This is a genomic window from Bifidobacterium sp. ESL0775 (assembly GCF_029395475.1).
Lineage (GTDB): Bacteria > Actinomycetota > Actinomycetes > Actinomycetales > Bifidobacteriaceae > Bifidobacterium.
Genome location: NZ_CP113917.1, coordinates 2,055,014 through 2,079,388, shown reverse-complemented (window position 1 = coordinate 2,079,388; position 24,375 = coordinate 2,055,014). Strand labels below are relative to the sequence as shown.

Sequence of the window (24,375 nt, the reverse complement as noted above, 5' to 3'; positions counted from 1 at the left end):
AAAGACCAATCGACGATGTCGAAACCCGTACCCGATCCTGATTTTGATCTGACGCCGTGGAAACAGATGGTAACGGCGCTCTATGATTTGTTGGGATCGGGGCATGAGATTGTCCTGCATGATTTGCGTTTGATGCCGAACACGCTCGTGGCGGTTTCCGGTGACTTGACTGGTCGTAAAATCGGGGCCCCGATGACGGACCTGCTCCTTGCCAAACTCAGTTCCGGCAAGGAGGAGGACTCGCTGTCGTACAGCACCAGAAGCGAGGATGGCAGGCTCTTGCGTTGCTCCACCGTCTTCATTCGCGATGCCAACGGCGTGCCGGTGGGTTGCCTTTGCCTCAACAAGGACATGACCCATCTGCTGTCGGCCAGAGACGCCCTCGACAAGCTGATCAATGATTACCGCGACGACGAGAACGGCCTGGACGAGGCCCAGACCGAGGTGTTCCCGCACAATGTCGATAATCTGCAGGATTCGCTGGTCAAGAAGTCGATAGCGAAGGTCGGCATCCCCGTCGATCTGATGAAGAAGGAGCAGAAAAAGGCGATTGTCGCGGAACTCCAGGATTCGGGGTTCTTCCTGATCAGGGATTCCGTGGACCGTCTGGCGGCGGAGCTGGATGTCACTCGTTTCACCATTTACAACTATCTCAAGGAACTTGAGAACGAGAAAATTGTAAAGGACAGAAAAGACCATTCGAGCTTCTGAACGCTAGTCTTCATTGGCTGTTTCCTTCTGGCAGCCCTTTGGCCAGTGAGGTCATTGCTAACCGGCTGTGCCGTTTTCACACCGCAAAAGCGTGGAACGGCGCAGCCGGTTAGTTCGTTTGAAGGCATGACGATGACTGATTCGGTCATGCCGTTTCGGCTTGTTGCCGGTTTCGTTTCCGTCTTCGTCGATGCCATGCGATGGTATTGGGCGCTGTGCTTATGGCCTATGCTGCGGACCATGCAAATATCGCGTTGTTGCCACGTGTTGCGTTGAAGGTCGGTTTATCATGTAATCGGCTGTTTGTTTTTGCTGCATCCGACATGAGGAGCGTATAATTTTGAGCTGGTCTCGACGAAGAGGCGAACGTTCGGAGCGCTTTTCCCAATCGCGGCATTCCCGGGCGCAGCCCTCTTCGGGCGATGCCGAGCGTACGCAAAAGCCGAGCCATCCCCACCACCATTCGCGGCGCGACCCGATCACCCTCGGCAACGCCATCGGCTACGGTGTCGGGGATATTTATGGCGGCGGCCAGCTCACCCTTATCGGCACGTATCTGGTGCTTTTCTGGACGCGTTTCTGCGGCATGTCGATTTCCACGGCCCAGGCGGTGGTGGGCCTGAGCGCCATCATCAGCGGCGTGGCGGCGCTTTCGTTCGGCATTCTAGGTGATAATCTTTATCGCTTTCCAATTGGCCGCCGCTTCGGCCGGCGCCACCTGTTGCTGATGATCGTGCCGCCGCTGATCCTCGTCGGTGTGCTGCTCTGGATTCCCGGCCTACCCTTCGCCGTGTATTTCCTGGTCTACGTGCTCTGGGTCACCGTCGCTCAGCTCTTCGCCTCGGCCTACAACACCTTGCCGGGCGAGATGGCGTACGGCTTCGACGACCGCACCAAGCTCTCCACGGTCCGCCTGCTGATTTCCGGGGCGTCCGGCACGACGATCCTGCTGCTCGGGGGAGCGACGCTGTCCATTTTCGGCGAGCACAGGCCGTTGGGCTATATGATCTTCACCATCGCCGTCACAATCTGCTTCGCCCTAGCCGTCCTCATCTGCTGGAAAAGCACGTGGGAGATGTCGCCGCAGGAGGCGGGATTCGGCAAGTACGTCAATGGAACCGCGGGGCAGGCGGGCTCGCGGCAGCGTCTTTCCGTGCGCGACGAGGTCAGGCTTTGGCTGCACCGCCTGGGCGTCATGTTCCGCGAATACGCCAGCACGCTGCGCATCGCCATATTTCGCCGCCATCTGGCGCTGTACCTGCTCATGCTCACCGCGGGCGACGTGTTCAGCCAGACCTTCGTGTTCTTCGTGATTTACGACTGGAGCAAATCCGCCGCGTTCGCCTCATTGCTCCTGAGCGCCGGCATCATCTCGGTGCCGCTGACCCCGCTTTTCGGCGTGGCCATGACGCGTATCGGGCCGAAGCGCATGTATGAGGCGAGTTTCGCTGCCAGCCTGGTCGGCCTGGCCTGGCTCTTCGCCGCCTGGCGGCTGGTTGGCGTGGTGCGCGAACCGTGGTGGACGGTGTTCGCGGTGGCGGGCACCCTGTTCTTCTTCGTCGCCAAAGCGCCTTCAAGTTACCTGCCGTGGGCCGTTTTCCCGTTCATCGCGGATGTCGATCAGGTCGTCTCTGGTAAGTACCGCGCCTCGACGTTCAGCGGCATCCAGGCCGGGTTTCGCCAGCTGGTCTCTGGGCTTTCGGCGATCGCGGTGGGCGCGATGCTCGGATTCGTCGGCTTCGATTCCTCGCGGAGCGCGCAGACCCTGTTGGCGCGCGATGGATTGGGCGCTTTGATGATTGGCTGGTATGTCCTTTCGATTGTCGTCTGCATCATCGTGGTGCGTCGCTTCAACCTCGACAAACACACGGATGGCATCGCGCTCGCCGAATCCGCCCGTGTCCGCGCCGGCGGCGATCCAAGCGACGTTGATCCCTCCGTCCGCGCCACTGTGGAAGACCTGACCGGCCAGCCTTATGGAAGATAACCGCGACAAGCGTCGAGCAATGCTGTGCTGGAAAAACAAAAACCGCAGCCAAAGACTGCGGTGAAAGTGCCCCCACGGGGATTCGAACCCCGGACACGCTGATTAAGAGTCAGCTGCTCTAACCAGCTGAGCTATAGGGGCGCTGGTCTAAAACTACAAGAGCCAAGAGAATAGTATACATACGCCGTGAATATTGTGCAAGGCGGTGTGTCGCCCTGGCTCGTGACGCGTGCGTAAGCGTGTTCTTCGATGTATCCGGGAAGCTCATTTTGTAATACGTAATTCAGGTCGTGATTGGTTGCTGGCCCAGCGATTTATGCATATCGGGAGAAGCGTTCGGTGCATGGTGTCGCCGATGTTGATGGGAATATGGGCTTATGAGCGTTTCGTCCATTCCGTCATCAAGAATGTCTATCATGAAAGCTTAGCCATCTGAATTGAGCCGGGGGACGATGTGAAACGCAATGGACGGCCGAACAGGCATTCGCGGGGCGTGTATCGCTCCCAAAGCCGTGCTGTTTTGCGGTCCGTGGCGCAATATGTCAGGCCGTTTTTGCGTGCGCTTGGCCGTGGTTGCCTTGCCGCCATCCGCGCGTTCAATCATGGTGTCCGCTGCGTGTTCATGGCGGTCGCGGTTTTTCTCGGATTCCGGGACGCTGAAAAGCCCGGCAGAAATGGCAAGTCGCCGGTGAGGCGTCCGCACGAGTCCCAACCATCCCGGCACGGTTCCGCGGATACGAAACCGGCTAAAGGCACCGCCGTCTCCGATATTCCCGGCGGGTTCATCGGTTCGGTGCTGGCCTCCGATGCCGATGATCCGCAAGCCGCGAACCCTTCGCGCCGGCATCGCAAATCCGCGGCGCCGAAAATTCCGCAAACCGTATATTGGGTTCGTCGCATCGTGGTGTTGGTGGTCGCCTTGGCCGTCATCGCTGCCGTCGCGTTCGGCGTGAAAACGGCGATATCGCACACCGTCGCCAGCCATCAGGCATCTTCGTCCCAATCGGTCAAAAAGTCCAAGGCAAAACGTCATACGAAAAAATCGGATAAGCGAAAGGCGCTAACGGCCGACCTCACCAAGCCCACCCCGCAGCCGGTGTTGACCGACCAGAGCCGGGCCGCGTTGCTCGCGCAGGCGCAGGCGACGGCGTCCGCCAGCGGCAAACTCGCCCGCCACTATTCGTACTGCGTGAGCACGAAAGGCAACGTCGGCGGCTCCGATGTGCAGCAGGAATTCGAGAACATCATTTTCCGCACGCTGAACGACCCGCGTGGCTGGCCGCGTGCCGGCGCGACTTTCGCGTATAGCGCTGATTCTAGCCACTGCGATTTCGTCATCTACCTTTCGCAGCCGTCGCTGATGACCACGTTCTCGGGCAATTGCTCTGACGAATACAGCTGCCGCGTGGGCAACAACGTCATCATCAACGAGGACCGTTGGAACGGCGCCACTCCGCAGATGCTAGGGGTCGGAATGTCGATCGACCGCTACCGCATCATGGTCATCAACCACGAGGTCGGCCATCGCCTTGGCCATATCGACAACGATCCCTCCTGCCCCGCGCCCAACGCGCCCGCGCCGCTGATGCAGGAGCAATCGATGAGCCTGCGCGGTTGCAAGCCCAACGAGTGGCCTACGGATCCCGAGCTCTGGATCAAATGAGTGGGGGAAGCGCGGATGCACGGTTTGAGCCGTTGCGTGCCGTGCGAAATGACGAGATTGCCTCTGCCGGTGAATCGGCGGTTGCTGAAACTTCTGTGGCCGGGCAAAGTCTGAAAGTCGGCCGTTTCGCGCCTACGCCTTCCGGGCGGATGCACATCGGCAACGTTTACGCGATGCTGGCCGCGTGGCTTTCGGCGCATGCTGGCGATCGCTCGGGCGAAGGCGGAGGAAACGGTCGAGACGGCGACGGCGATGGGCAGTGCGGCAAAGTGCTGCTGCGTATCGAGGATGTCGACGGGCCACGTGCGGTGAAGGACGCCGACAAATGGATCATGGACGATCTTCACTGGCTTGGGTTGGATTGGGACGGCAAGCCGGTTTACCAGTCGCAGCGCACGGAAATCTATGAGGAGGCCTTGCGTTCGCTGGAATCGATGAGTTTGGATGATGTCATTGACGATGATTCCTATCATTGTGAAACTGATATCTTCAACGGCTTGGGCAGTGGTAGTGGTGCTAATGGTCTTGATGATAAAGGCAATGAGGCTACTCGGGGTTGTGGCGAATATCCGGATACTGCGAGAAGTTCGAGTTGGAATAACGTTGCATCATCGAGTGATTTCCCGTTGGTCTACCCGTGTTTCTGCTCGCGCGCCGACTTACGTGCGGCCTCGGCTCCGCAGGAGGGTGACAGGTTCTTGATTTATCCCGGGACATGTCGGAAATTGCTGGCCAAGCAACCAGACGAAGTGCGTTCGCGGTTGGAAGCGGGGCAGCGACATTCGTGGCGTATAGCAGTGCCGGAAGAAAGTTCGTGGGGAAGCGTCGTCACGTTTGACGACCGAATATTCGGCCATCAGGGTTTCGATTTGCCGCGCGAGGTCGGTGACACCGTGATCCGTCGTTCCGACGGCATCTTCTCCTACCAGCTTGCCGTGGTGGTCGATGACCTGTTGATGGGTGTCAACGACATCGTGCGCGGCCGTGATTTACTGCGTTCCACGGCGCTGCAGATCTGGATTCGTCGTGCGTTGATCGCCTCTGGTTTCGCCGCGAAATACGGGGTTGAGCAGGTTGATGGTCCTGCTTATGCCCACCTTCCGCTGATTGATGATCCGACTGGAACGCGGCTGGCCAAGCGGAAGCATTCGCTGGATATCGGCACGTTGCGTGCGGATGGGGTCAAACCTGAACAGGTCATCGGCTATTGCGCATGGCTGCTTGGCATCCGCGGGCCTCGCGATGTCCACATGCCGGACGCTTCCGGGCCGGTTGCGATGAGCGCACGTGAAGCCTTGGAATACTTCACTTTTGACGATATTCGTGCGGACAAATCTGACCGTATCTTAAACCCGAATTGGACAGACGTATTTGACAGGCGCGAAAACGGAAGTGTAGCGTAAGCATCAATAACTAAACACTACAAACCGATGAAGCGGGGAAGTAGACGGAAACGCGCGATGAGCGAGCCTGGGATGGTGAGAGCCGGGACGAGATGCGAACCGTTGAGTGGGCCGCTGAGGGCGCACCGATTGGCCGGATGATTTCGACGATGAGGCTGCGACGTAAGGCATACGTCAGTTGCCGGAGACGTGTTGGCGTCTCAAGGGCACGGGAAACCGTGAACCAAGGTGGCACCGCGGGCTATTTGCTCGTCCTTGGCTGTACTTGACAGCTGGGACGGGCTTTTTTAGTCCCAAAATGAGGTGGAAGCCTCCAGGAGGTGCCATGGTGACCATGAGTGCGGATGCTACGGCTGGTTCGAACGGCGGCGCGGCCGGGCGGAACGCCGCGGACGAAAAGCGGTACGCGGGCATTCGGCCGACACTTGACGAGGTGCGCGGGCTGGCGAAAACCGGTAAATACCGCCGTATTCCAGTGATGCGCGAACTGCTCGCCGACAGGCTGACCACCATCGAGGCCATGCGCCGGGTGCGTGCCGCCTCCAATCATTGCTTCCTCTTGGAAAGCGCCGAGGCCGACCAGCGCATGGGCCGCTACAGCTTCCTCGGATTCGCGCCGACGCTGGAACTGACCTGCAAGGCCGGCGACCTTACTATCAAGCGCGTCGCTCCTGCCGGTTCAGGCGCCGATGACGTCGTGGTCGAGCACCAGCACGTCGACCACCCCAGCGATGCGATCCGCAAGGTGCTTGCGCAATATTCCAGCCCGCGCCTTGAAGGGTTCCCGCCGTTCGCCGGTGGCCTGGTCGGCTACTTCTCCTTCGGATATTTCGCTTATGCCGAGCCGACATTGCGGCAGGGAACCCGCGATCCGAAGGCTTTGCCCGATGTCGATTTGATGCTCTTCGACCAGCTCATCTCCTTCGATTCCTACCGTCAGCGCCTGCAACTCATCGCCGGCGTCGACACCAACGATGTGGATGCCTCATACGAACACGCGGTGGCTCAGATCGAGCAGATGCAGCAGATTCTCGACAACGGCAAGCGCTACGACTTCAAGCCTCTGGAGCTTGAGAGCGATCTGAAGCTGACGCTCAACCGCGAACAATACGGCAAGATGATCGAGAAGGCGAAGGAGCACATCTACGCCGGCGACATCTTCCAGGTCGTGCTCTCCAACCCCAGCGTGGCGCAGGCCACGGGCAGCCTGTTCGACGCCTACCGATTGATGCGCGCCGAAAACCCGAGCCCTTACATGGTCTTCATGTCCAGCGACGACATCGAGATCGCCGCCGCCTCACCCGAGACGTTGGTTCGCCTCGAAGACGGCAAACTGCTGACCTATCCGCTTGCCGGCACCCGCCCGCGCGGCGCGACGCTGGAAGAGGACAAGCTCATCGAGCAGGATTTGCTGAGTGATGAAAAGGAACTGGCCGAGCACAACATGTTGGTCGACCTCGGGCGCAACGACATCGGCCGCGTCTCCAAACTCGGCAGTGTTGAGGTCGAGCGCTTGCACGATATCCTGCGGTTCTCGCATGTCATGCACATCGGTTCCACGGTCGCCGGCCAGCTCGCCGACGGCAAGGACGCGCTGGACGTCATCGACGCGGTGCTGCCGGCCGGCACGCTTTCGGGGGCCCCGAAGATTCGCGCCTGCCAGATCATCGCGGAACTCGAGGATTCCCCGCGCGACATCTACGGCGGCGCCATCGGCTACCTCGACTTCTCCGGCAACCTCGACACCTGCATCGGCATCCGCCTGGCCTTCAAGCACGATGGCAAGGTCTGCGTGCAGTCTGGCGCGGGCATCGTCGCCGACTCCAACCCCGACAAGGAATTCGAGGAGTGCCGCAACAAGGCGCTCGCCGTCGTGGATGCCATCAATCAAGCGAATGGAGGCATCGCATGATCACCATCGTCGACAACTACGACAGCTTCTCCTACAACCTCTACCAGCTCATCGGCTCCATCGAACCGGACGTGCGTGTGGTGCGCAACGACGACCTCGATGTGGCGGGTCTCGCCGCGCTGGGCTCCGACGGCATCGTCCTTTCGCCCGGCCCCGGCAAGCCTGCGGACGCCGGAATCTGCGAGGATGTGGTACGTGAGCTTTCCGGAACGGTGCCGATTCTGGGTGTCTGCCTCGGCCATCAGGCCATCTGCGAGGCGCTGGGCGGCAAAGTCGTCCCCGCTGCCGAACTCATGCACGGCAAGGCCTCGCCGGTCGAGCTCGACAACGATTGCCCGCTGTTCGCCGGCATGCCTGCGCGAATTCAGGCCGCGCGTTACCACTCGCTTGAGGCCGACAAAGCTACGTTGCCGGATACCTTGCGTGTCGTCGCCCGCACCGACGGAACCGACGAGATCATGGCCGTGGCTCACGTCACGGACCCGATGTTCGGCGTCCAGTTCCATCCCGAAAGCATCCTCACCCCGCTCGGCGGGCAGATCCTCAGGAATTTCATCGGTGTTGTCGAAAGGTTCGGCAATTGAGCAGATACCTTTAAATCTCTAAATCGGGCAATAATCAAATTAGTAATACAAAATAATCCAACCACAATCAATCACAAGGAAGTAAAAAATGATCAGTGAAGCAATCGTCAAAATCGTCAACAAGCACGACCTCACCTACGACGAGGCCTATCAGGCGATGAAAGAGATCATGGGCGGCAAATCGACGCCGACCCAGAACGCGGCATTCCTCGCGGCGCTTTCCACCAAGTCGACCAAGGCCGAGACCATCGACGAGATCGCGGGCTGCGCGGCCGCCATGCGCGAACTCGCCACACCCGTTCCGCACCCCGGCATCGAAACGCTCGATATCGTCGGCACCGGTGGCGACGGCGCGAACACCTTCAACATCTCCACCACCGCAGCCCTGATTTCGGCCGCCGCCGGAGCCAAGGTGACCAAGCACGGCAACCGCGCCGCCAGCTCGCAGTGCGGCACCGCCGACTGCCTCGAAGCCCTCGGCGCGAACATCTCGCTGTCGCCGGAAGAGGCGGTCGACCTGCTCAAGAAGGACAATTTCACCTTCCTCTTCGCCCAGCGCTACCACACCGCGATGCGCTACGTCGGCCCGATCCGCAAGGAGCTCGGCTTCCGCACCGTCTTCAACATCCTCGGACCGCTGACCAACCCCGCCCGCCCCGAGTACTTCCTGCTCGGCGTCTACGACGAATACCTCGTGGAGCCCATCGCCCACGTGCTCGAAAGCCTTGGCGTCAAGCGCGCGCTGGTCGTCTACGGCCGCGACAAGATGGACGAGGTCTCGCTTTCCGCCGAAACCGCGGCCTGCGAGCTGCGCGACGGCGAATACCATCCGATGACGCTGACGCCCGAGGAGTTCGGCCTGACCCGTTGCGAGAAGAAGGACCTGCTCGGCGGCACTCCTACAGAGAACGCGGCCATCACCCGCGCCATCCTCGGCGGCAAGGAGACCGGCCCGAAACTTGAGGCCGCACTGTTCAACGCCGCTTGCGCGCTCTACGTTTGCGGAGTCGCCTCGTCCATTGGGCAGGGCGTCGAGATCGCTCGCGAGCAGATCGCCTCCGGCGCCGCGATGAAGACGCTCGACACGTTCGTCGCCGGTTCGCAGGCGTTCGCCAAAGCCGACGCCGACAAGTAAGGTCCGAAACATGACGGAAGGCTACGAAGGCATTATCAGGTGTATTACAATGTTTTGTGAGTTTGTGGCCTTCGATACCGACAATAGGAAAGTGCAAAGGTAATGGCTGATTCCGAAAACATCCTGCAGCGCATCGCTGCCAAGACCCGCGAGCGCGTGGCCGAGGAAAAGGCGCAGACCCCGCAGGCGGTGGTGGAGGCTCAGGCTCGTGAGGTGGCCTCGCGGAAGGTCGCTGCGGGGGAGACCGGCGACGCGGCGTTCCCGTTCGAGCGTGCGCTGAAGGCTCCCGGCATGAGCTTCATCTGCGAGCTCAAGCAGGCCTCGCCCAGCAAGGGGATCATCGCGCAGGACTATCCCTACCTCGACATCGCCCGCGACTACGAAAAGGCCGGTGCGGCGGCCATCAGCTGCCTGACCGAGCCGACGTGGTTCAAAGGCTCCGATGAACATCTGCGGCAGGTCGCGGCGGCGGTCGATATTCCGGTGCTGCGTAAGGATTTCATCGTCGACGAATACATGATCTATCAGGCCCGCGCCTGTGGTGCCTCGGCGGTGCTGCTGATCTGCTCGATTTTGGATGACCAGCAGCTTGCGGACTACACCGCGCTCGCGCACGAACTTGGCATGAGCGCGTTGGTGGAGGCCTACCAGCCTGACGAGGTGCCGCGCGCCATCGCCGCCGGTGCCCGCGTGGTCGGCGTCAACAACCGCGACCTGCGGACTTTCGATGTGGACTTCAACCACAGCATCGAGTTGCGCCCGACCGTCGGTCCGGATCGTATTTTCGTTTCCGAGTCCGGTGTGGCCACCCGTGCCGATGTCGAGGAACTCGAGGCGGCCGGTGTCGACGCGGTGCTGATCGGTGAGACGCTGATGCGTTCGCCGGACAAGACCGCCGCGCTCGCTGAGCTTCGCGGCGGTCCGGCCAACGGTGCGACTATGGCTGGAAAGTAAGGCAACACGATGAATAATTCGACAGCATCGGTTCGACCCGCGTCTTCGGAATCGTTCGATAATGATGTGCCATTTGAAGATGACGCCATTGTTGCTCGTGCGATTTTGAATGAAGAGCCTTCGGCCGATGGCGCTGCGAGCGCGGATGCCGCAAATGCTTATAAAGTCAAGCTTTGCGGGTTGAAACGCGAACAGGATATGGACGCCGCTTTGGCGGCTGGTAGCGATGCCGTCGGATTCATCATCGACTTTCCCAAATCGCATCGTTCGATAACGCCAGAACGTGTGGCTGAACTGGTCAAGTATATGAAGGCCCAGGCCGCCGAAACTGGTGTGAATCCGCCGGCAGCGGTAGGAGTGTTTGTCGACCAACCGGCCGAACGTGTGGCGGAAATCGCGAGTGATGCCGACCTTGACGTCATCCAGCTTCACGGGCACGAAGACGAGGATTATCTGGCCGACCTGCGCGGGCTCGTAACCCTGCCGATCATGCAGGCGTTCAAGGTGCGCGAGGCTTTGGATGTGGCACAGGCCATCGAGTCGTCGGCCGATATGGTGCTGCTCGACGCTGGCGCGGGCGATGGCAGGACGTTCGACTGGTCATTGGTTCGTGATGTCAATCGTCCATTCATGCTGGCCGGTGGTCTCACGCCTGACAATGTGGCCGAGGCCATTCTCGCCACACATCCGTTCGGTGTCGATATGAGCTCTGGCGTCGAAACCGACCGTCTCAAGGACCCGGACAAGATGTTCGCCGCGGTCAAGGCCGTGCGGGAAGCGTCGAATAAAGCGGAAGCTGGTGATGCCGATGGCAGATAGTGTAAAGGCTTGTGCCATGGGGGATCCGAAATCTCGATTGCCTCAAGGCCAATATGGACACCATGATTGCCGGCGATGGCGGGTGCCCGCCTGGTAATCACGCAAAACGCAGTCTTGAAAAATCCGACATTTGGATATCCGCAATGGGAAATCCAACCAGTCAAAACCGTCAAATAACCATACAATCAACTGTCATAGATGTTGTAAATTAAGGAGCAATCTCATGACCAATTCGCCCAATTCAAAGGGGCGCTTCGGCATCCACGGGGGCCAGTACATCCCCGAGACGCTGATGGGCGCCGTCAACGAGCTGGAGGAGGCCTACAACCATTACAAAAATGATCCCGACTTCCTCGCTGAGCTTGACGACCTCGAGAAGAAGTACGCCGGCCGTCCGTCGCTGTTGTATTACGCGGACAATATGACCAAGGACCTTGGCGGCGCGAAGGTGTATTTGAAGCGCGAGGACCTGAACCATACTGGCGCACACAAGATCAACAACGTGCTCGGCCAGGCGCTGCTCGCCAAGCGGATGGGCAAGACCCGCCTGATCGCCGAAACTGGCGCGGGCCAGCACGGCGTGGCCACGGCCACCGTCGCGGCGCTGTTCGGCATGGAGTGCGTGGTCTACATGGGCCAGGTCGATATGGAACGCCAGGCCTTGAACGTCTACCGCATGCGCCTCTTGGGCGCGGAAGTGCGTGGCGTCACCACCGGCACCGGCACGCTGAAGGACGCGGTTTCCGAGACCTTCCGTGAATGGACGCGCCGCATCTCCGACACCCATTACTGCCTCGGCTCGTGCATGGGCCCGCATCCCTTCCCGACGATGGTGCGCGACTTCCAGTCCGTCATCTCCAAGGAAGCCCGCGAGCAGATCCTCGAGGCCGAAGGCAAGCTTCCCGCAGCTGTGCTCGCGTGCGTCGGCGGCGGCTCCAACGCCATCGGCAGCTTCTACAACTTCATCAATGACAAAGACGTGAAGCTCATCGGCTGCGAGGCGGCCGGTCGCGGCATCGACACCAAGGAGACCGCAGCGACCATGAACACCGGTTCGCTGGGCATCTTCCACGGCATGAAGAGCTACTTCTGCCAGAACGAATACGGCCAGATCGCGCCGGTCTATACGATTTCCGCCGGCCTCGACTATCCGGGCGTCGGCCCCGAGCACGCGGCGCTGAAGGATTCCGGCCGCGCCCAATACGTCGCCATCACCGACGACGAGGCCGTCGACGCCTTCGAATACCTGAGCCGCACTGAGGGCATCATTCCGGCCATCGAAAGCGCGCACGCCGTGGCCTACGCCATGAAACTCGCGCCGACGCTGCCAAAGGACCAAAGTATCATCGTCACCCTTTCCGGGCGTGGCGACAAGGATGTGGCGGCCATCGCCCGCTACCGTGGGGAGGATCTTCATGACTGAGACAACAACACAGGCAAAGCAGGGAGCTCGCCGTTCCCGTATCTTGCAAGCGTTCACCGCCCCCGACGGCAGCCGTCGCAAGGCCTTCATCCCATTCGTCACAGTTGGCGATCCCTCGATTGAATTGACCGAAAAGCTCGTGCCGGCGATGATTGATGCCGGTGCCGACCTGATTGAGCTGGGTGTTCCCTTCTCCGACCCGACGGCCGAAGGTCCGGTCATTCAGGAAGCCAGCAACCGCGCGCTTGCTGCTGGCACCACCACCGACGACGCTTTCGCGCTGGTCGATCGCCTACGCAACGACCATCATATCGAGACGCCGATGGTCTTCATGACCTACGCCAATGTGCTCTATTCCTACGGCCTTGAGCGTTTCGCGCACCGAGCGGCCGAAGTCGGGCTCGACGGCGTGATTCTGCCGGACGTGCCGCACGAGGAAAAGCCGGAATTCGACGAGCCGCTGGCGGCCGTTGGGCTTGATTTGGTGAGCCTCATCGCCCCGACCTCGCACGAGCGCATCCACAGCATCGCCTCGGATGCCAAGGGCTTCATCTATTGCGTGAGCTCGCTCGGTGTCACCGGCGTGCGCAAGGAGATCACCACTGATGTCAAGGGCATGATCCGCGAAGTACGCTCCGTCACCGACGTGCCCGCCGCCATCGGCTTCGGCATCTCCACCCCCGAGCAGGCCGCCACCATGGCCGCCGATTCGGACGGTGCCATCGTCGGTTCGGCCATCGTGAGCATGGTCGGCAAATACGGCGAGGACGCGGTGCCGTACGTCGCTGACTATGTCCGTTCGTTGGCCGGTGCGGTTCACGGGCTGAACTGAGAAGGCAAGCACATATACATGATGTACTTGCCGTGCTGTGCTGACGGATTATATGCATAAAAGTGCATTTTGGCGACCGTATCTTGCATGTTTTTTACGTGACTGTGGGAAATGTGCACTATACGGTCGCCATTTTGCATGTTTTTTACGTGACTGTGAGAAAAGTGCGTTTTAGAGGTCGTATTTTGCATGTTTTTTACGTAAACGGTATAAAAGTGCGATTTACCGACATTGCTGCGCGATGACATGGGCATGCATAATATGGAGTCGGTAAAACGAAGTGGGAAGCGGGGAATGATGACTGCTTATATGGATCACAAGAATCTCGCCAACGAGGTCATCGACGAGGCGAGAATCAAGGAAATCACGGACGGCGTGCATCGCGTGCTCGATGATATTGCGCAGACCGAGGTCGCGGCTGGCCGCGAAGCTGGCTCGGTGAAGTTGCTCGCGGCCACCAAGACCCGCGATGTCGGCGAGATCATGGCCGCCATCGACGCCGGCGTGCGCATGATTGGCGAGAACCGTCCGCAGGAGATCTCCGCCAAGGCCGAGGGCCTGATCCGTCAATGCGCTGAGCGTGGTTTTTCGCTGGGCGCCGCCGCGAACGCGCAGAATTCCAATGGTTCCGATGCCACTCAAACCGCGCCGAACGGCCATATTCCGTTCCATCTCATCGGCCAGCTGCAATCCAACAAAATCGGCAAGGTGCTGCCTTACGTCGACACCATCGAGTCTGTCGGTTCGCTTGAGGAAGCGCAGAAAATCGCGCGTCGCGCCGTCGCCCGCCACATCGTCGTCGGCGTGCTGATGGAGGTCAACGAATCCGGGGAAGCTTCGAAATCAGGCTGTGAACCTGATGAGGCCGTGGATCTCGCCTATCAGATTAGCGCTTTGGAAGGCCTGCAATTGCAAGGTTTGATGACCATTGGCGCACACGTCGACGACGAAAAGACGATACGCGCCGGTTTCGCGCACTTGCGTGGCACCCGCGATGCGATTCTCAATTCCGGCGAGCACGGAACGGCACAATGCCGCGAGCTTTCCATGGGCATGACCCACGATATGGACTACGCCGTGGCCGAAGGCTCGACCATCGTGCGCGTCGGCACCGCGATTTTCGGCGAGCGCGCGTTCATCTGAAGCGCCGCATTTCAACGTTGTTGGGGAACGATGAAAGGACATGCAGAAGATGCGTAGCAGAGGCAATGGGAATAAAGGCCGCGTGATTCGCGTGCGCGCGGTGGTCACCGGCATGGTGCAAGGCGTCGGCTACCGTTATTTCGCGGTCAACGAGGCCCGGCGCTGCGACGTGGCCGGTTGGGTGCGCAACCGTTTCGATGGTTCGGTCGAGATTGAGGCGCAGGGCGAGCAAAGCCTGGTCGCCGCGTTCGTCGAGCGGCTCGGCTACGGCCCGCAATGGGGTCACGTCGAGAATGTGAAAACCGTGGAAATCCCGCTTCGTGACAACGAGGGCTTCGAGTTCCGCGTCCGTCGCGACGCCTGATGGATGTTTTTAATTTCTTGGCTGATTTTTGATTTGTTACTTGGAACATGCAGAGAATGGCGTAGGCTGAAGGCATGAGAATCGCACGCTATTCCTATAACGATGTTCCGCACTATGCCTTCGTGCAGACCGACAGCAACGACAAGAAGGATTACCTCGTCGAGCTTGACGGCTATCCTTTCGGCTCCCAGCCGGTCCAACCCACCGGTGAGCGCCATCTGATTGACGAGGAGGGCATCCGCCTGCTCTCTCCGGTCATTCCCTCCAAGGTCTACGGCCTGGCCAAAAACTATGAGGCCCACGCCGAATTCATGCACAGCAAAGGCCAGTCCGCCGGCGAGCATGCCCCCAGCGAGATGGTCATTTTCATGAAGCCGTCGACTTCCGTTATCGGTCCGGATGATCCGATTGTCATTCCGAGCTATTCCAACGACATGAACTTCGAACCGGAAGTGGCCGTGGTCATGGGGCGTATCGCCAAGAACGTCCCGGTCGAAAAGGCCATGGATTACGTGCTCGGCTTCACCTGCGTCAACGACGTGACGCTGCGCGACCTGCAGGGCGACGATCCGATGTGGACGCGCGCGAAGGGCTTCGACACCTCCTGCCCGCTCGGCCCGTGGATTGAGACCGACCTGAACTGGAAGGACACGAAGATCTCCTTCACCCTAAACGGCGAGGACGTGCCCGCCGCCTCGGGCACCACAGCCGACCTGATTCATTCCATTCCCGAGCAGATCGCCGGGATTTCCAGCTTTGCGACGCTGCTGCCTGGTGATGTCATCATGACCGGCACCCCCAACGCCTCCGGCACACTGAAGCCACGCGACGAGGCCATCGTCAACATCGAGGGCATCGGCTCCCTGCGTAACGTCGTGGTCAAGGGCTGAACCGTAGAAGTTTCACCTATATATCAGGTAAATGTTTTGGATAGAACGGTTGGCGGATAAGTTCCGTCAGCCGGTTTGTTTTATTGACCTGTCCACTTTTATGTATTACATATATGGGTAACTATTAATATCCCTCCGTTCGTTTTTGCAAGGTTTGGGAACGGATTAATAGGAATTTCCGTAGATAAATTCGCTGGTGCATCGCCTTATTTATTGGCTTGGGGTATTGATGATGGCACGGAACTAGACAAAGAGGTCTAAAACTTGAGTCGAAAGGACTCAAGTTTTGGGAATAGAACTCCTCTGTTTGCGGTTGTAATTAACAGATATTGAATTATGCCTTGCATTCCAACGATTCACGAAGGAACAGGGCGAACAGACGGAGGAAAACATGGAACAACAATTTACGACCATGGCTCAGGAAGCCATCGGAGACGCGATTCAAAGCGCGTCGGCTGCGGGCAATCCGCAGGTAGATACTTTGCATCTGATGGATGCGCTGCTGCGTCAGGAAAACAGCGTGGTCACAGGGCTCATCAGCGCCGCGGGCGGGGACCCCAAGACGATAGGTGCCGCCGTGCGCAACGCTCTGGTAGCGCTGCCGAGCGCAAGTGGTTCTTCGACCTCGCAGCCGCAAGCGAGCCGCCAGCTGACGGCCGCGTTGGCCCAGGCCGAGAAGGAAATGCAGAAGATGGGCGACGAATACGTCTCCACCGAACATCTGCTCATCGGCATCGCCGACGCCGCGCCCAACGAGAGCGCGACGATTTTGAGGAACAACGGCGTGACAGCCGAGGCCCTGCGCAAGGCCGTTCCCAGTGTGCGTGGCGGCGCGAAAGTCACCAGCCCGGACGCCGAGGGCACCTACAAGGCGCTGGAGAAGTATTCCACCGACTTGACCGCGCAGGCGAAGGAAGGCAAGCTCGACCCGGTGATCGGCCGTGATCAGGAGATTCGCCGCGTCATCCAGATTCTTTCCCGCCGCACCAAGAACAACCCGGTGCTGATCGGCGAGCCTGGCGTCGGCAAGACCGCCGTCGTCGAAGGTTTGGCGGAACGTATCGTGGCGGGCGACGTGCCCACGACCTTGCAGAACAAGAAGCTCATCAGCCTTGATTTGGGCTCGATGGTGGCCGGTTCGAAGTACCGTGGTGAATTCGAGGAACGCCTGAAGTCCGTTTTGAACGAGATCAAGAGCGCGAACGGCGAGATCATCACCTTCATCGACGAGATCCATACCATCGTCGGAGCGGGTGCCGCGGAAGGCTCCATGGACGCCGGCAATATGCTGAAGCCCATGCTGGCCCGTGGCGAGCTCCGTTTGATCGGCGCGACCACGCTTGACGAATACCGCGAGAACATCGAGAAGGACCCGGCGCTGGAGCGTCGTTTCCAACAGGTCTTCGTCGGCGAGCCGAGCGTTGAGGACACCATCGCGATTCTGCGTGGTCTGAAGCAGCGTTACGAGGCGCACCACAAGGTGACCATCGGCGACGATGCGCTCGTGGCCGCGGCGACGCTTTCGAACCGTTACATTTCAGGTCGTCAGCTGCCTGATAAGGCCATCGATCTGGTCGACGAGGCCGCTGCGCACCTGCGCATGGAGTTGGATAGCCAGCCCGAGGAAATCGATGAGCTGCAACGTCGCGAGACCCGTCTCGAGATGGAGGAGATGCAGCTCAAGAAAGCCGAGGACCCCGCCAGTAAGGACAGGCTCAAGAAGCTGCAAAGCGACTTGGCGGACACCCGCGAGAAGCTTTCCGGTTTGAAGGCCCGTTGGGACCAGGAGAAGGCCGGCCACAACAAGGTCGGCGACCTGCGCGCACAGCTTGACGCCAAGAAGGTGCAGGCCGACAAGTACACCCGTGAGGGCGACTTGGAGAAGGCCAGCAAGATCCTGTACGGCGAGGTCCCGGCGATCCAGAAGCAGTTGGATCTGGCCGAGCAAGCCGCGGATGAGGAGAACACAAAAGGCGAGGAAACCGAGCCGATGGTTCCCGACCACGTGGACGCCGATTCGGTGGCGGGCATCGTCTCCGAATGGACCGGCATTCCTGTCGGCCGCTTGATGCAAGGCGAGAACGAGAAGCTGCTGAATATGGAGAAGTTCTTGGGGCGTCGTGTCATCGGCCAGAAGGAAGCCATCCAGGCGGTTTCGGACGCTGTGCGGCGCTCGCGTGCCGGTATCTCCGACCCGAACCGTCCGACCGGTTCCTTCCTCTTCCTCGGACCTACCGGTGTGGGCAAGACGGAGCTTGCCAAGGCGTTGGCGGACTTCCTCTTCGACGACGAGAAGGCCATGGTGCGTATCGATATGAGTGAGTACATGGAAAAGGGTTCCGTGACTCGCCTGATTGGTGCGGCCCCCGGCTACGTCGGCTACGAAGAGGGCGGCCAGCTCACTGAGGCCGTGCGTCGTCGTCCTTACTCTGTCGTGTTGTTCGACGAGGTGGAGAAGGCGAATCCCGAGATCTTCGACATCCTTCTGCAGGTGCTTGATGACGGTCGCCTGACCGATGGCCAAGGCCGGACCGTGGATTTCAAGAACACGATCCTCATCATGACTTCGAACTTGGGTTCGCAGTTCCTGGTGCAGCCTGACTTGGATGACGAGGCCAAGAAGAAGGCCGTGATGGACGCCGTCCACGCGCACTTCAAGCCGGAATTCCTCAACCGTCTCGACGAGCTGGTCATCTTCCATCCGCTCACTCGCGAGGAGCTGGGCGAGATCGTGGACATCCAGGTGCGTCAGGTTGCGTCGCGTTTGACCGACCGTCGTATCACGCTCGACGTCACCAAGGCCGCGAAGGAATGGCTTGCCAACGCCGGTTACGATCCGGCTTACGGTGCCCGTCCGTTGCGTCGCCTGGTGCAGACCGAGGTCGGCGACCAGATGGCGAAGATGTTGCTTTCGGGCAAGGTTCACGATGGCGACACTGTCCTGGTCGACCAGACCGGCGGCGACCACCTCGAGCTGAGCACGATGCCCGAGGACCCGCTGAACGAGGATCACGAGGACAAGTGATTTGAAGTGACGAAGCTGGTTGCACAACGTAAGTAATAAGACGTTTCGCAACCGGTAAGTCGAAACCGGCAAAACGTTAAACGTCTCAAAGAGCCGGGCTGTTGCAGCAATGCGATGGTCCGGCTCTTTTGTTGTCGTTATAGCGGTTTGTTGTTGGAGACAGACGAAATTTGGCCGTATGACTTGATTTTCATTAAGCTAAGAAACAAGTTAGTACGTAATACATACTTGGTTTGTTTCATTAATTATTGTTATCGCGTTGCGCTTTTCTGCGTCCGTTAATAATAAGGACAAGCGCCAGGATGGCAAGGATAAATCCCGCGATGACCAGCACGCCGACTCCGCCGAACAGAGCGAGCGTCAGACGCGGCTGTGGCCCGAACGCCACGAGCAGGGCGAACGCCCAAACCGCAATGACAATGACGGTGATCACAAAAATTCGCGTGAAATGTGCGAGTTTTCTGATGCCGGCAATCAGGGTGTTGAAGGCGCGGTCGGCGATGGCATGGGCGGCAGCACCGGCGTTTGCGCCGATGGCGGTGTCGGGATGAGAAGATGTCGCTGAATTATTATTGGCGGTGACTTTTTCTTTCATTGCAGGAGTTGGCGACGACGCTGTTGCGGAAGCTTGCGAGGCTGCGGCATGGCTTTGTAAAGCGTCTGCAGAACTTTGCGGTGCTGTGAGGTGACCTTGCGACGCTCTTATGGAGTTTTGTGTTTTCTCGACATCGCGGAGAATCAGAAGTTCGACCAGCTCAATCGCCAATGCCAAAGCGATGATGAGATTGACCCCGCCGAAATAGGCGTGTCGCGAGCCTTCCGGGAACTGGCCGCGGGCCACGCAAATCGCGAGGCTGTAGATGAACGCTCCCGTGGCTCCCAATGAAATCAGCGAATTGACGTCCGGGGTGCGGCGGCTGAGCGCATGCCAGCCTTCGCGATGGATCGGAGCGCCGCATAGGAACATCGTCGGCGTGGTCAAGATGGCCTGCACCCACGGATTGACCAGCCATGACGGCACCAGCGTTGCGCTGAAACGGCTGAGCAGGGAGGGAACGAAAACGACCACGGCGAGCACGATCGCGAGGATCAGCAGACGCGAAATGCGCGAGATCTGAGCCTCGGTCTCTCCATTTTGTTCGGTTTCCATATCGCCATCGGCTGCGTTGCCGCTAAGGGTTTTGTTTGTGGGCATCGATGGGGCATCGGAGGATGAATTGGGATTCCGTAGTCCTTGCAACGCGGTCTCGACCGGCGATTGCGCCGACGTGGGCGAGCGGAAGAAGAGGATGATGAGCCATGTCGCCAGTGCGGCGAGCACCACCGCCAAACCGCCCATGAATAAGTCGAATCCCACGGTTCCTCCTTGGTTACCCTTTCATCATTCCAGTTCGCTGTTTCGATATCCATATCGACGCGCCGATTGACACGAGATATACGCACAGTAAAGCGTCCGTGCCTCGTCCACGCCATCCTGTGTAATAGAACATATGTTCGAAAATCCTGTAGTGGCAATCGTGTTGGTCGTCCTCGCCGCGGCGCTGGGGCTGGTGGCCGGTTTCGTGCTGGGCAAATCCAAAGGTCAGGAAACCGCGCGGGATGTCAACAAAGCCGATATCGAAGAGGCGCAGGTTCAGAATGACGAGCTCCGCCGTCAGATCAGTGAGCTCACCACGCAGGCCGCGCAATACCGCACCCAATCCGATGGGCTGAACCAGCAGCTCGCGTTCGTGAAATCCCAGCTGGCACAGGCCCAACAGGCCGAGCAGCTTCGTGTGCAGCGGCAGCAGGAGCAGGAACGGCAGGCGGCAGAACGTAAGCAGGTCGAGCAGGCCAAGGCGATGGCCGAGCAGAGCAAGGTGCTTTCGGCGCTCGCGCCCGTGCAGAAGAACCTCGACGCCTTGCAGCAGAAAGTCACCCAGATCGAGGAAGGCCGCAAGCATGAGATGGGTTCCCTGGGCCAGCAGCTCAAGGGGTTGAATGACCAGCAGCTGCGTTTGGACAAGGAGACCAGCTCGCTTTCCGCCGCGTTGCGCAACAACAAGGTGCGCGGTGCGTGGGGCGAGGCGCAGTTGCGCAACATCGTCGAGTCGGCAGGTCTTCTGGAACATGTCGATTTCGATACGCAGGTGGTCGTCACCGATCCCGAAGGCCACGTGCAACGGCCGGATATGGTGGTGTATCTGCCTGGTGGCAAGACCATCCCCATCGATGCCAAGGCGCCGTATTCCGATTACCAGCGTGCCTGCGAGATTCCAGACACCGCCTCCGTCGACGAGCTCAAGCGTCGTGACGAATTGCTTCAGGCCCATGCCAAGGCGTTGCGTGAGCACGTCAAGACCTTGGGGGACAAGGCCTATTGGAACGCTTTCGACACCACTCCCGATTTCGTGATTGCCTTCATCCCCAATGATGCCTTGCTTGAGGCGGCGCTAAAGGTCGACCCGACGTTGATGGATGACGCCTTCGCGCGTAAGGTCGCGCTGACCTCGCCGGTCACGTTGTGGGCTGTTCTGAAGTCGGTCGCCTTCGCTTGGCAGCAGCAGAGCCTCACCGACGATGCCAAGATGCTTTTCGACCTCTCGCGCGAGCTTTACGAACGGTTCGCGGTTTTGGGAGACAAGGCCAACAAACTTGGCAATTCGATCACCCGCACGGTTTCGGCTTACAACGCCTTCGCCTCGTCATTGGAGTCGCGCGTGTTGGTCACGGCGCGTAAAATGCAGAAGATCGATTCGAGCAAGGTCATCGATCCGGTCGAGATGGTCGATTCCGACAAGGCCAACGTGCATGAGCTGACCGCGCCCGAGCTGAATCTGGAGTCAGAGGAGAAGGAATGAGTGCCGAAAGTGGTGGGACCGAAGTCGGCGGCAACGGCGAATTGCAAATGCTTCTGCGGGCAGCGGTCGAGAAAAAGCCATTCAGCGAGCTGTTCGATGTGAGTCTTGACCATCGCGGTGCCGAATTGATTGGTGACGCAATGCTGGATGCACTGGCGCAACGGGGATTTGCGCTTGATGATTTTGACGCGGTTGGCGCGTTGACCGCTGCCGCCGTTCCCATGGTGACCGCGGTGATGCATGCCGCCCATGCTCGCGGCCGTGAGATTGATGGCTTCGTGATGGACTTTGTCTATCCTTCAATCAAAGGCCCGTCCATCTCTGGCAAGCGTGTGGTGTTGCTGGATTCCTGGCTTTCTGAAAAATCGTATGTGCAGACTTCGTCGCTCGTTACTTTGCGCAATGGCAACGAACTGAGCCTTGACTTCAGTGTTGTTGAGCATGAACATGCACAAATAATTGCCATTGCCTCATTGATTGGCGGAGTCAGCGGCGACAGCGATGCTATCAGTATCAAAGTCATCAACCCTGTTTCCAATGAGGAGCACAATCTGCCGTTCGTGACGGCTTTCGACGAGGACGAGTTGCGCAGTAACGCAACTGCAGCAAAGAAAGCCGATTAGGAATGTATAAATCGAGTCTCAGGACAGTCACAGTTTGTCGCGGAAACAACAGGCAATTGCATTCCAAGGAAATCGAGCAGTTGAAATTTGTCGGCGGTTCAATTGCAATTGATGCTGACGCTGATGTATTGACCGAGGAGAGTGCCGATTGATATGCGCGAACCCAATCCGATAACTGCTGCAGCCCAAGCTTCCGGCGAGCCGGTTTTCCGTGAAGTAGGCGTCGGCCCGTGGGTTGAGACCCATCCTAATGGACCTCGCCCTGATAATCCGCAATCGCCTAATTTTGATGAGCGCTTTGATCCGGAATTACTCGACAATGGCGACCGTCGCAATGTGCTTGACAGATACCGTTACTGGTCGGTGGCTGCCATCAAGGCCGACCTTGACAAGCAGGGCCGTCACGATTTTGAAGTGGCCGTCGAGAATTGGACCCACGACTTCAACATCGGCTCGATGGTGCGCACGGCCAACGCCTTCGCCGCCCGCAAGGTCCATATCGTCGGTCCGCACAAGTGGAACCGCAAGGGCGCGTTGATGACCGAGCTTTACCAGCACGTCGACCACCATCCCTCGATCGAGGATCTGGTGACAAGCTGGAAGCAGGAAATCGCCGAGGAAATCAAGCAGGCCGAAGCCGATGAGGCCAAGGCCGAATCCTCCGAGGACAAAGTCCATTACCGTCGTATCGCCGAGGATGCCAAAGCCTCACGCATCATCGCCCTCGACATCATTCCCGGCGCGGTGCCCATGGAAACCTACCGTTTCCCGAACCGTTGCCTGATGCTTTTCGGAGCCGAAGGCCCTGGCCTTTCGCAAAAAGCGCTGGAACTCGCTGATGACGTGGTCTACATCTCCCAGTTCGGCTCGGTGCGCTCGATCAACGCCGGCGCCGCCGCCGCGGTCGCTATGCACTGCTGGATTTCCCAGCATTTGGCCGACTGAATGTACAGGTAAGGCAACGCAATGAACTCAGAGAGCGAACCCTGATTTATCCCTGAGCGGACCCTGAAACCTCCCCTAGACCGGCTTTGGCCTTTTTGCTCGCATGTTATATTGAACTCATGATTCAAATAACCAATTTGAGCAAGCGATTCGGGTCCAAAGTCGCGCTTGACAACGTCAGTTTCACCGCCGAAGACGGCAAAGTAACGGGCTTTCTCGGCCCCAACGGCGCAGGGAAATCCACCACGATGAGGGCGACGCTTGGCCTGATTTCCGCGGATTCCGGGCAGGCGCTCATCGACGGCGGAGACTTCCGCAAGGCCGGCGCCCCGATGACGTGCGTGGGTGCCGTGCTCGATGCCAAGTCCGCCCACAAAAACCGTTCCGCTTACGACCATCTGCGCTCGCTCGCGCTGACCAACGGCATTTCCAAACGCCGCGTCGACGAGGTCATCGATATGACCGGCCTTGCCAGCGTCAAGAAGCGCAAGGCCGGCAACTTCTCTCTAGGAATGAGCCAGCGGCTTTCCATCGCCGCCGCCCTATTGGGTGACCCTCACAATCTGGTCCTGGACGAGCCGGTCAACGGCTTGGACCCCGAAGGCGTCAAATGGGTGCGTGAGCTCTGCCGCTATTGTGCCAGCGAAGGACGCGCGGTGCTGCTGAGCTCGCATCTGATGAGCGAGGTCGCGCTTACCGCCGACAACCTGGTCATCATCGGACAGGGCAAAATCCTCGAGACGACCACCGTCAACGATTTCGTCGCCGAGCATTCCACCAATTCCATCCGCGTGGTCACCCCGGAGCCGCAAAAACTCATCGCCATTTTCGCCAGCGCTCCGCAAGTGAAGGTGAAATCCGACCAACGTTCCGCCTCCGACCCGCGTGAAGGCGCCGTGTTCCATATCACCGGAGCCGATCTTAAGGCAGCAGCCCAGGTCTTCGCCCAAGCGCAATTGGTGACTTACGAGCTGGTAGAGGAAAAGGTTTCGCTAGAAGAGGCCTACATGGCGCTCACCCATTCGCAGGCGGAGTATGTGACTCGCGAATTGCCCGGCCAGCAGCCAGTTCGATATACCAACGCAATGCAGCAGAACGGGGGACAGGCGCGATGACGACGAA

General features: G+C 59.3%; 20 protein-coding genes and 1 tRNA gene. 19 read left to right on the top strand and 2 right to left on the bottom strand.

Annotated features, from left to right (window positions below; all coding sequences use genetic code 11):
- Nucleotides 1-15: 15 nt before the first annotated feature.
- Both OZX73_RS08105 and OZX73_RS08100 read left to right on the top strand, forming a co-directional pair.
- On the top strand, nucleotides 16-711 hold the full coding sequence (locus OZX73_RS08105; RefSeq protein WP_277149233.1) for a PAS domain-containing protein: 696 nt from the start codon (nucleotides 16-18) through the stop codon (nucleotides 709-711).
- 340 nt (nucleotides 712-1,051) lie between these two features.
- Nucleotides 1,052-2,698 (top strand): MFS transporter, encoded by a 1,647-nt coding sequence (locus tag OZX73_RS08100; RefSeq protein ID WP_277149231.1) that lies wholly within the window; start codon nucleotides 1,052-1,054, stop codon nucleotides 2,696-2,698.
- A 67-nt stretch (nucleotides 2,699-2,765) separates the two neighbouring features.
- On the opposite strand, the gene OZX73_RS08095 is transcribed toward OZX73_RS08100, so the two are convergent.
- Nucleotides 2,766-2,839: transfer RNA gene (locus tag OZX73_RS08095), tRNA-Lys, on the bottom strand.
- Nucleotides 2,840-3,320: 481 nt separating this feature from the next.
- Between OZX73_RS08095 and OZX73_RS08090 the strand changes: the two genes are divergently transcribed.
- From OZX73_RS08090 to clpB, 13 genes are all read left to right on the top strand, one after another.
- Entirely contained in the window at nucleotides 3,321-4,361 is a 1,041-nt protein-coding gene (locus OZX73_RS08090; protein ID WP_277149229.1) for a DUF3152 domain-containing protein, read from the top strand.
- A 149-nt stretch (nucleotides 4,362-4,510) separates the two neighbouring features.
- Nucleotides 4,511-5,764: a glutamate--tRNA ligase family protein gene (locus OZX73_RS08085; RefSeq protein WP_277150972.1), complete on the top strand. Its 1,254-nt coding sequence runs from the start codon at nucleotides 4,511-4,513 to the stop codon at nucleotides 5,762-5,764.
- A gap of 325 nt (nucleotides 5,765-6,089) precedes the next feature.
- The gene (locus OZX73_RS08080) at nucleotides 6,090-7,676 is read left to right on the top strand and encodes an anthranilate synthase component I family protein (RefSeq protein WP_277149227.1); all 1,587 of its coding nucleotides are present in this window, start codon (nucleotides 6,090-6,092) and stop codon (nucleotides 7,674-7,676) included.
- Entirely contained in the window at nucleotides 7,673-8,260 is a 588-nt protein-coding gene (locus OZX73_RS08075; RefSeq protein ID WP_277149225.1) for an aminodeoxychorismate/anthranilate synthase component II, read from the top strand. Before OZX73_RS08080 ends, OZX73_RS08075 begins: the two co-directional genes overlap by 4 nt.
- A gap of 88 nt (nucleotides 8,261-8,348) precedes the next feature.
- On the top strand, nucleotides 8,349-9,395 hold the full coding sequence (gene trpD, locus OZX73_RS08070) for an anthranilate phosphoribosyltransferase (RefSeq protein ID WP_277149223.1): 1,047 nt from the start codon (nucleotides 8,349-8,351) through the stop codon (nucleotides 9,393-9,395).
- A 102-nt stretch (nucleotides 9,396-9,497) separates the two neighbouring features.
- Nucleotides 9,498-10,349, top strand: a complete 852-nt coding sequence (trpC, locus tag OZX73_RS08065) for an indole-3-glycerol phosphate synthase TrpC (RefSeq protein WP_277149221.1) — start codon at nucleotides 9,498-9,500, stop codon at nucleotides 10,347-10,349.
- Between the two features lie 9 nt (nucleotides 10,350-10,358).
- Nucleotides 10,359-11,168, top strand: a complete 810-nt coding sequence (locus OZX73_RS08060; protein WP_277149219.1) for a phosphoribosylanthranilate isomerase — start codon at nucleotides 10,359-10,361, stop codon at nucleotides 11,166-11,168.
- Nucleotides 11,169-11,391: 223 nt separating this feature from the next.
- The gene (gene trpB, locus OZX73_RS08055; RefSeq protein ID WP_277149217.1) at nucleotides 11,392-12,591 is read left to right on the top strand and encodes a tryptophan synthase subunit beta; all 1,200 of its coding nucleotides are present in this window, start codon (nucleotides 11,392-11,394) and stop codon (nucleotides 12,589-12,591) included.
- Complete coding sequence (gene trpA, locus OZX73_RS08050; RefSeq protein WP_277149215.1) at nucleotides 12,584-13,423, top strand: tryptophan synthase subunit alpha; 840 nt, start codon at nucleotides 12,584-12,586, stop codon at nucleotides 13,421-13,423. The genes trpB and trpA overlap by 8 nt, the downstream gene beginning before the upstream one ends.
- A gap of 297 nt (nucleotides 13,424-13,720) precedes the next feature.
- Nucleotides 13,721-14,566, top strand: a complete 846-nt coding sequence (locus OZX73_RS08045; protein WP_277150971.1) for a YggS family pyridoxal phosphate-dependent enzyme — start codon at nucleotides 13,721-13,723, stop codon at nucleotides 14,564-14,566.
- Nucleotides 14,567-14,606: 40 nt separating this feature from the next.
- A complete protein-coding gene (locus OZX73_RS08040; RefSeq protein WP_277149213.1) occupies nucleotides 14,607-14,930 on the top strand; it encodes an acylphosphatase in 324 nt (107 codons plus the stop codon).
- Between the two features lie 74 nt (nucleotides 14,931-15,004).
- The gene (locus OZX73_RS08035) at nucleotides 15,005-15,820 is read left to right on the top strand and encodes a fumarylacetoacetate hydrolase family protein (RefSeq protein WP_277149210.1); all 816 of its coding nucleotides are present in this window, start codon (nucleotides 15,005-15,007) and stop codon (nucleotides 15,818-15,820) included.
- Nucleotides 15,821-16,211: 391 nt separating this feature from the next.
- Nucleotides 16,212-18,845: an ATP-dependent chaperone ClpB gene (gene clpB, locus OZX73_RS08030; RefSeq protein ID WP_277149208.1), complete on the top strand. Its 2,634-nt coding sequence runs from the start codon at nucleotides 16,212-16,214 to the stop codon at nucleotides 18,843-18,845.
- Nucleotides 18,846-19,086: 241 nt separating this feature from the next.
- Here clpB and OZX73_RS08025 read toward each other — a convergent pair whose 3' ends face one another.
- On the bottom strand, nucleotides 19,087-20,202 hold the full coding sequence (locus tag OZX73_RS08025; RefSeq protein WP_277149206.1) for a hypothetical protein: 1,116 nt from the start codon (nucleotides 20,200-20,202) through the stop codon (nucleotides 19,087-19,089).
- Between the two features lie 133 nt (nucleotides 20,203-20,335).
- On the opposite strand from OZX73_RS08025, the gene rmuC reads away from it, so the two are divergent.
- From rmuC to OZX73_RS08005, 4 genes are all read left to right on the top strand, one after another.
- Nucleotides 20,336-21,685, top strand: coding sequence for a DNA recombination protein RmuC (rmuC, locus tag OZX73_RS08020; protein ID WP_277149204.1), 1,350 nt, complete (start codon nucleotides 20,336-20,338; stop codon nucleotides 21,683-21,685).
- Nucleotides 21,682-22,308, top strand: coding sequence for an orotate phosphoribosyltransferase (locus tag OZX73_RS08015; RefSeq protein WP_277149203.1), 627 nt, complete (start codon nucleotides 21,682-21,684; stop codon nucleotides 22,306-22,308). Before rmuC ends, OZX73_RS08015 begins: the two co-directional genes overlap by 4 nt.
- A 153-nt stretch (nucleotides 22,309-22,461) precedes the next feature.
- A complete protein-coding gene (locus tag OZX73_RS08010; protein WP_277149201.1) occupies nucleotides 22,462-23,253 on the top strand; it encodes a TrmH family RNA methyltransferase in 792 nt (263 codons plus the stop codon).
- A 119-nt stretch (nucleotides 23,254-23,372) separates the two neighbouring features.
- Nucleotides 23,373-24,368: an ATP-binding cassette domain-containing protein gene (locus OZX73_RS08005; RefSeq protein ID WP_277149199.1), complete on the top strand. Its 996-nt coding sequence runs from the start codon at nucleotides 23,373-23,375 to the stop codon at nucleotides 24,366-24,368.
- Nucleotides 24,369-24,375 lie beyond the last annotated feature (7 nt).

What these genes read in the sequence shown, in the direction of transcription:
- trpD (WP_277149223.1), top strand. Translation starts at nt 8,349, where the DNA reads ATGATCAGTGAAGCAATCGTCAAAATCGTCAACAAGCACGACCTCACC.
- trpB (WP_277149217.1), top strand. Translation starts at nt 11,392, where the DNA reads ATGACCAATTCGCCCAATTCAAAGGGGCGCTTCGGCATCCACGGGGGC.
- OZX73_RS08045 (WP_277150971.1), top strand. Translation starts at nt 13,721, where the DNA reads ATGACTGCTTATATGGATCACAAGAATCTCGCCAACGAGGTCATCGAC.
- OZX73_RS08010 (WP_277149201.1), top strand. Translation starts at nt 22,462, where the DNA reads ATGCGCGAACCCAATCCGATAACTGCTGCAGCCCAAGCTTCCGGCGAG.
- OZX73_RS08075 (WP_277149225.1), top strand. Translation starts at nt 7,673, where the DNA reads ATGATCACCATCGTCGACAACTACGACAGCTTCTCCTACAACCTCTAC.
- OZX73_RS08105 (WP_277149233.1), top strand. Translation starts at nt 16, where the DNA reads ATGTCGAAACCCGTACCCGATCCTGATTTTGATCTGACGCCGTGGAAA.
- OZX73_RS08085 (WP_277150972.1), top strand. Translation starts at nt 4,511, where the DNA reads ATGCACATCGGCAACGTTTACGCGATGCTGGCCGCGTGGCTTTCGGCG.
- trpA (WP_277149215.1), top strand. Translation starts at nt 12,584, where the DNA reads ATGACTGAGACAACAACACAGGCAAAGCAGGGAGCTCGCCGTTCCCGT.
- OZX73_RS08005 (WP_277149199.1), top strand. Translation starts at nt 23,373, where the DNA reads ATGATTCAAATAACCAATTTGAGCAAGCGATTCGGGTCCAAAGTCGCG.
- OZX73_RS08080 (WP_277149227.1), top strand. Translation starts at nt 6,090, where the DNA reads ATGGTGACCATGAGTGCGGATGCTACGGCTGGTTCGAACGGCGGCGCG.
- OZX73_RS08090 (WP_277149229.1), top strand. Translation starts at nt 3,321, where the DNA reads ATGGCGGTCGCGGTTTTTCTCGGATTCCGGGACGCTGAAAAGCCCGGC.
- OZX73_RS08015 (WP_277149203.1), top strand. Translation starts at nt 21,682, where the DNA reads ATGAGTGCCGAAAGTGGTGGGACCGAAGTCGGCGGCAACGGCGAATTG.
- trpC (WP_277149221.1), top strand. Translation starts at nt 9,498, where the DNA reads ATGGCTGATTCCGAAAACATCCTGCAGCGCATCGCTGCCAAGACCCGC.
- OZX73_RS08040 (WP_277149213.1), top strand. Translation starts at nt 14,607, where the DNA reads ATGCAGAAGATGCGTAGCAGAGGCAATGGGAATAAAGGCCGCGTGATT.
- rmuC (WP_277149204.1), top strand. Translation starts at nt 20,336, where the DNA reads ATGTTCGAAAATCCTGTAGTGGCAATCGTGTTGGTCGTCCTCGCCGCG.
- clpB (WP_277149208.1), top strand. Translation starts at nt 16,212, where the DNA reads ATGGAACAACAATTTACGACCATGGCTCAGGAAGCCATCGGAGACGCG.
- OZX73_RS08035 (WP_277149210.1), top strand. Translation starts at nt 15,005, where the DNA reads ATGAGAATCGCACGCTATTCCTATAACGATGTTCCGCACTATGCCTTC.
- OZX73_RS08060 (WP_277149219.1), top strand. Translation starts at nt 10,359, where the DNA reads ATGAATAATTCGACAGCATCGGTTCGACCCGCGTCTTCGGAATCGTTC.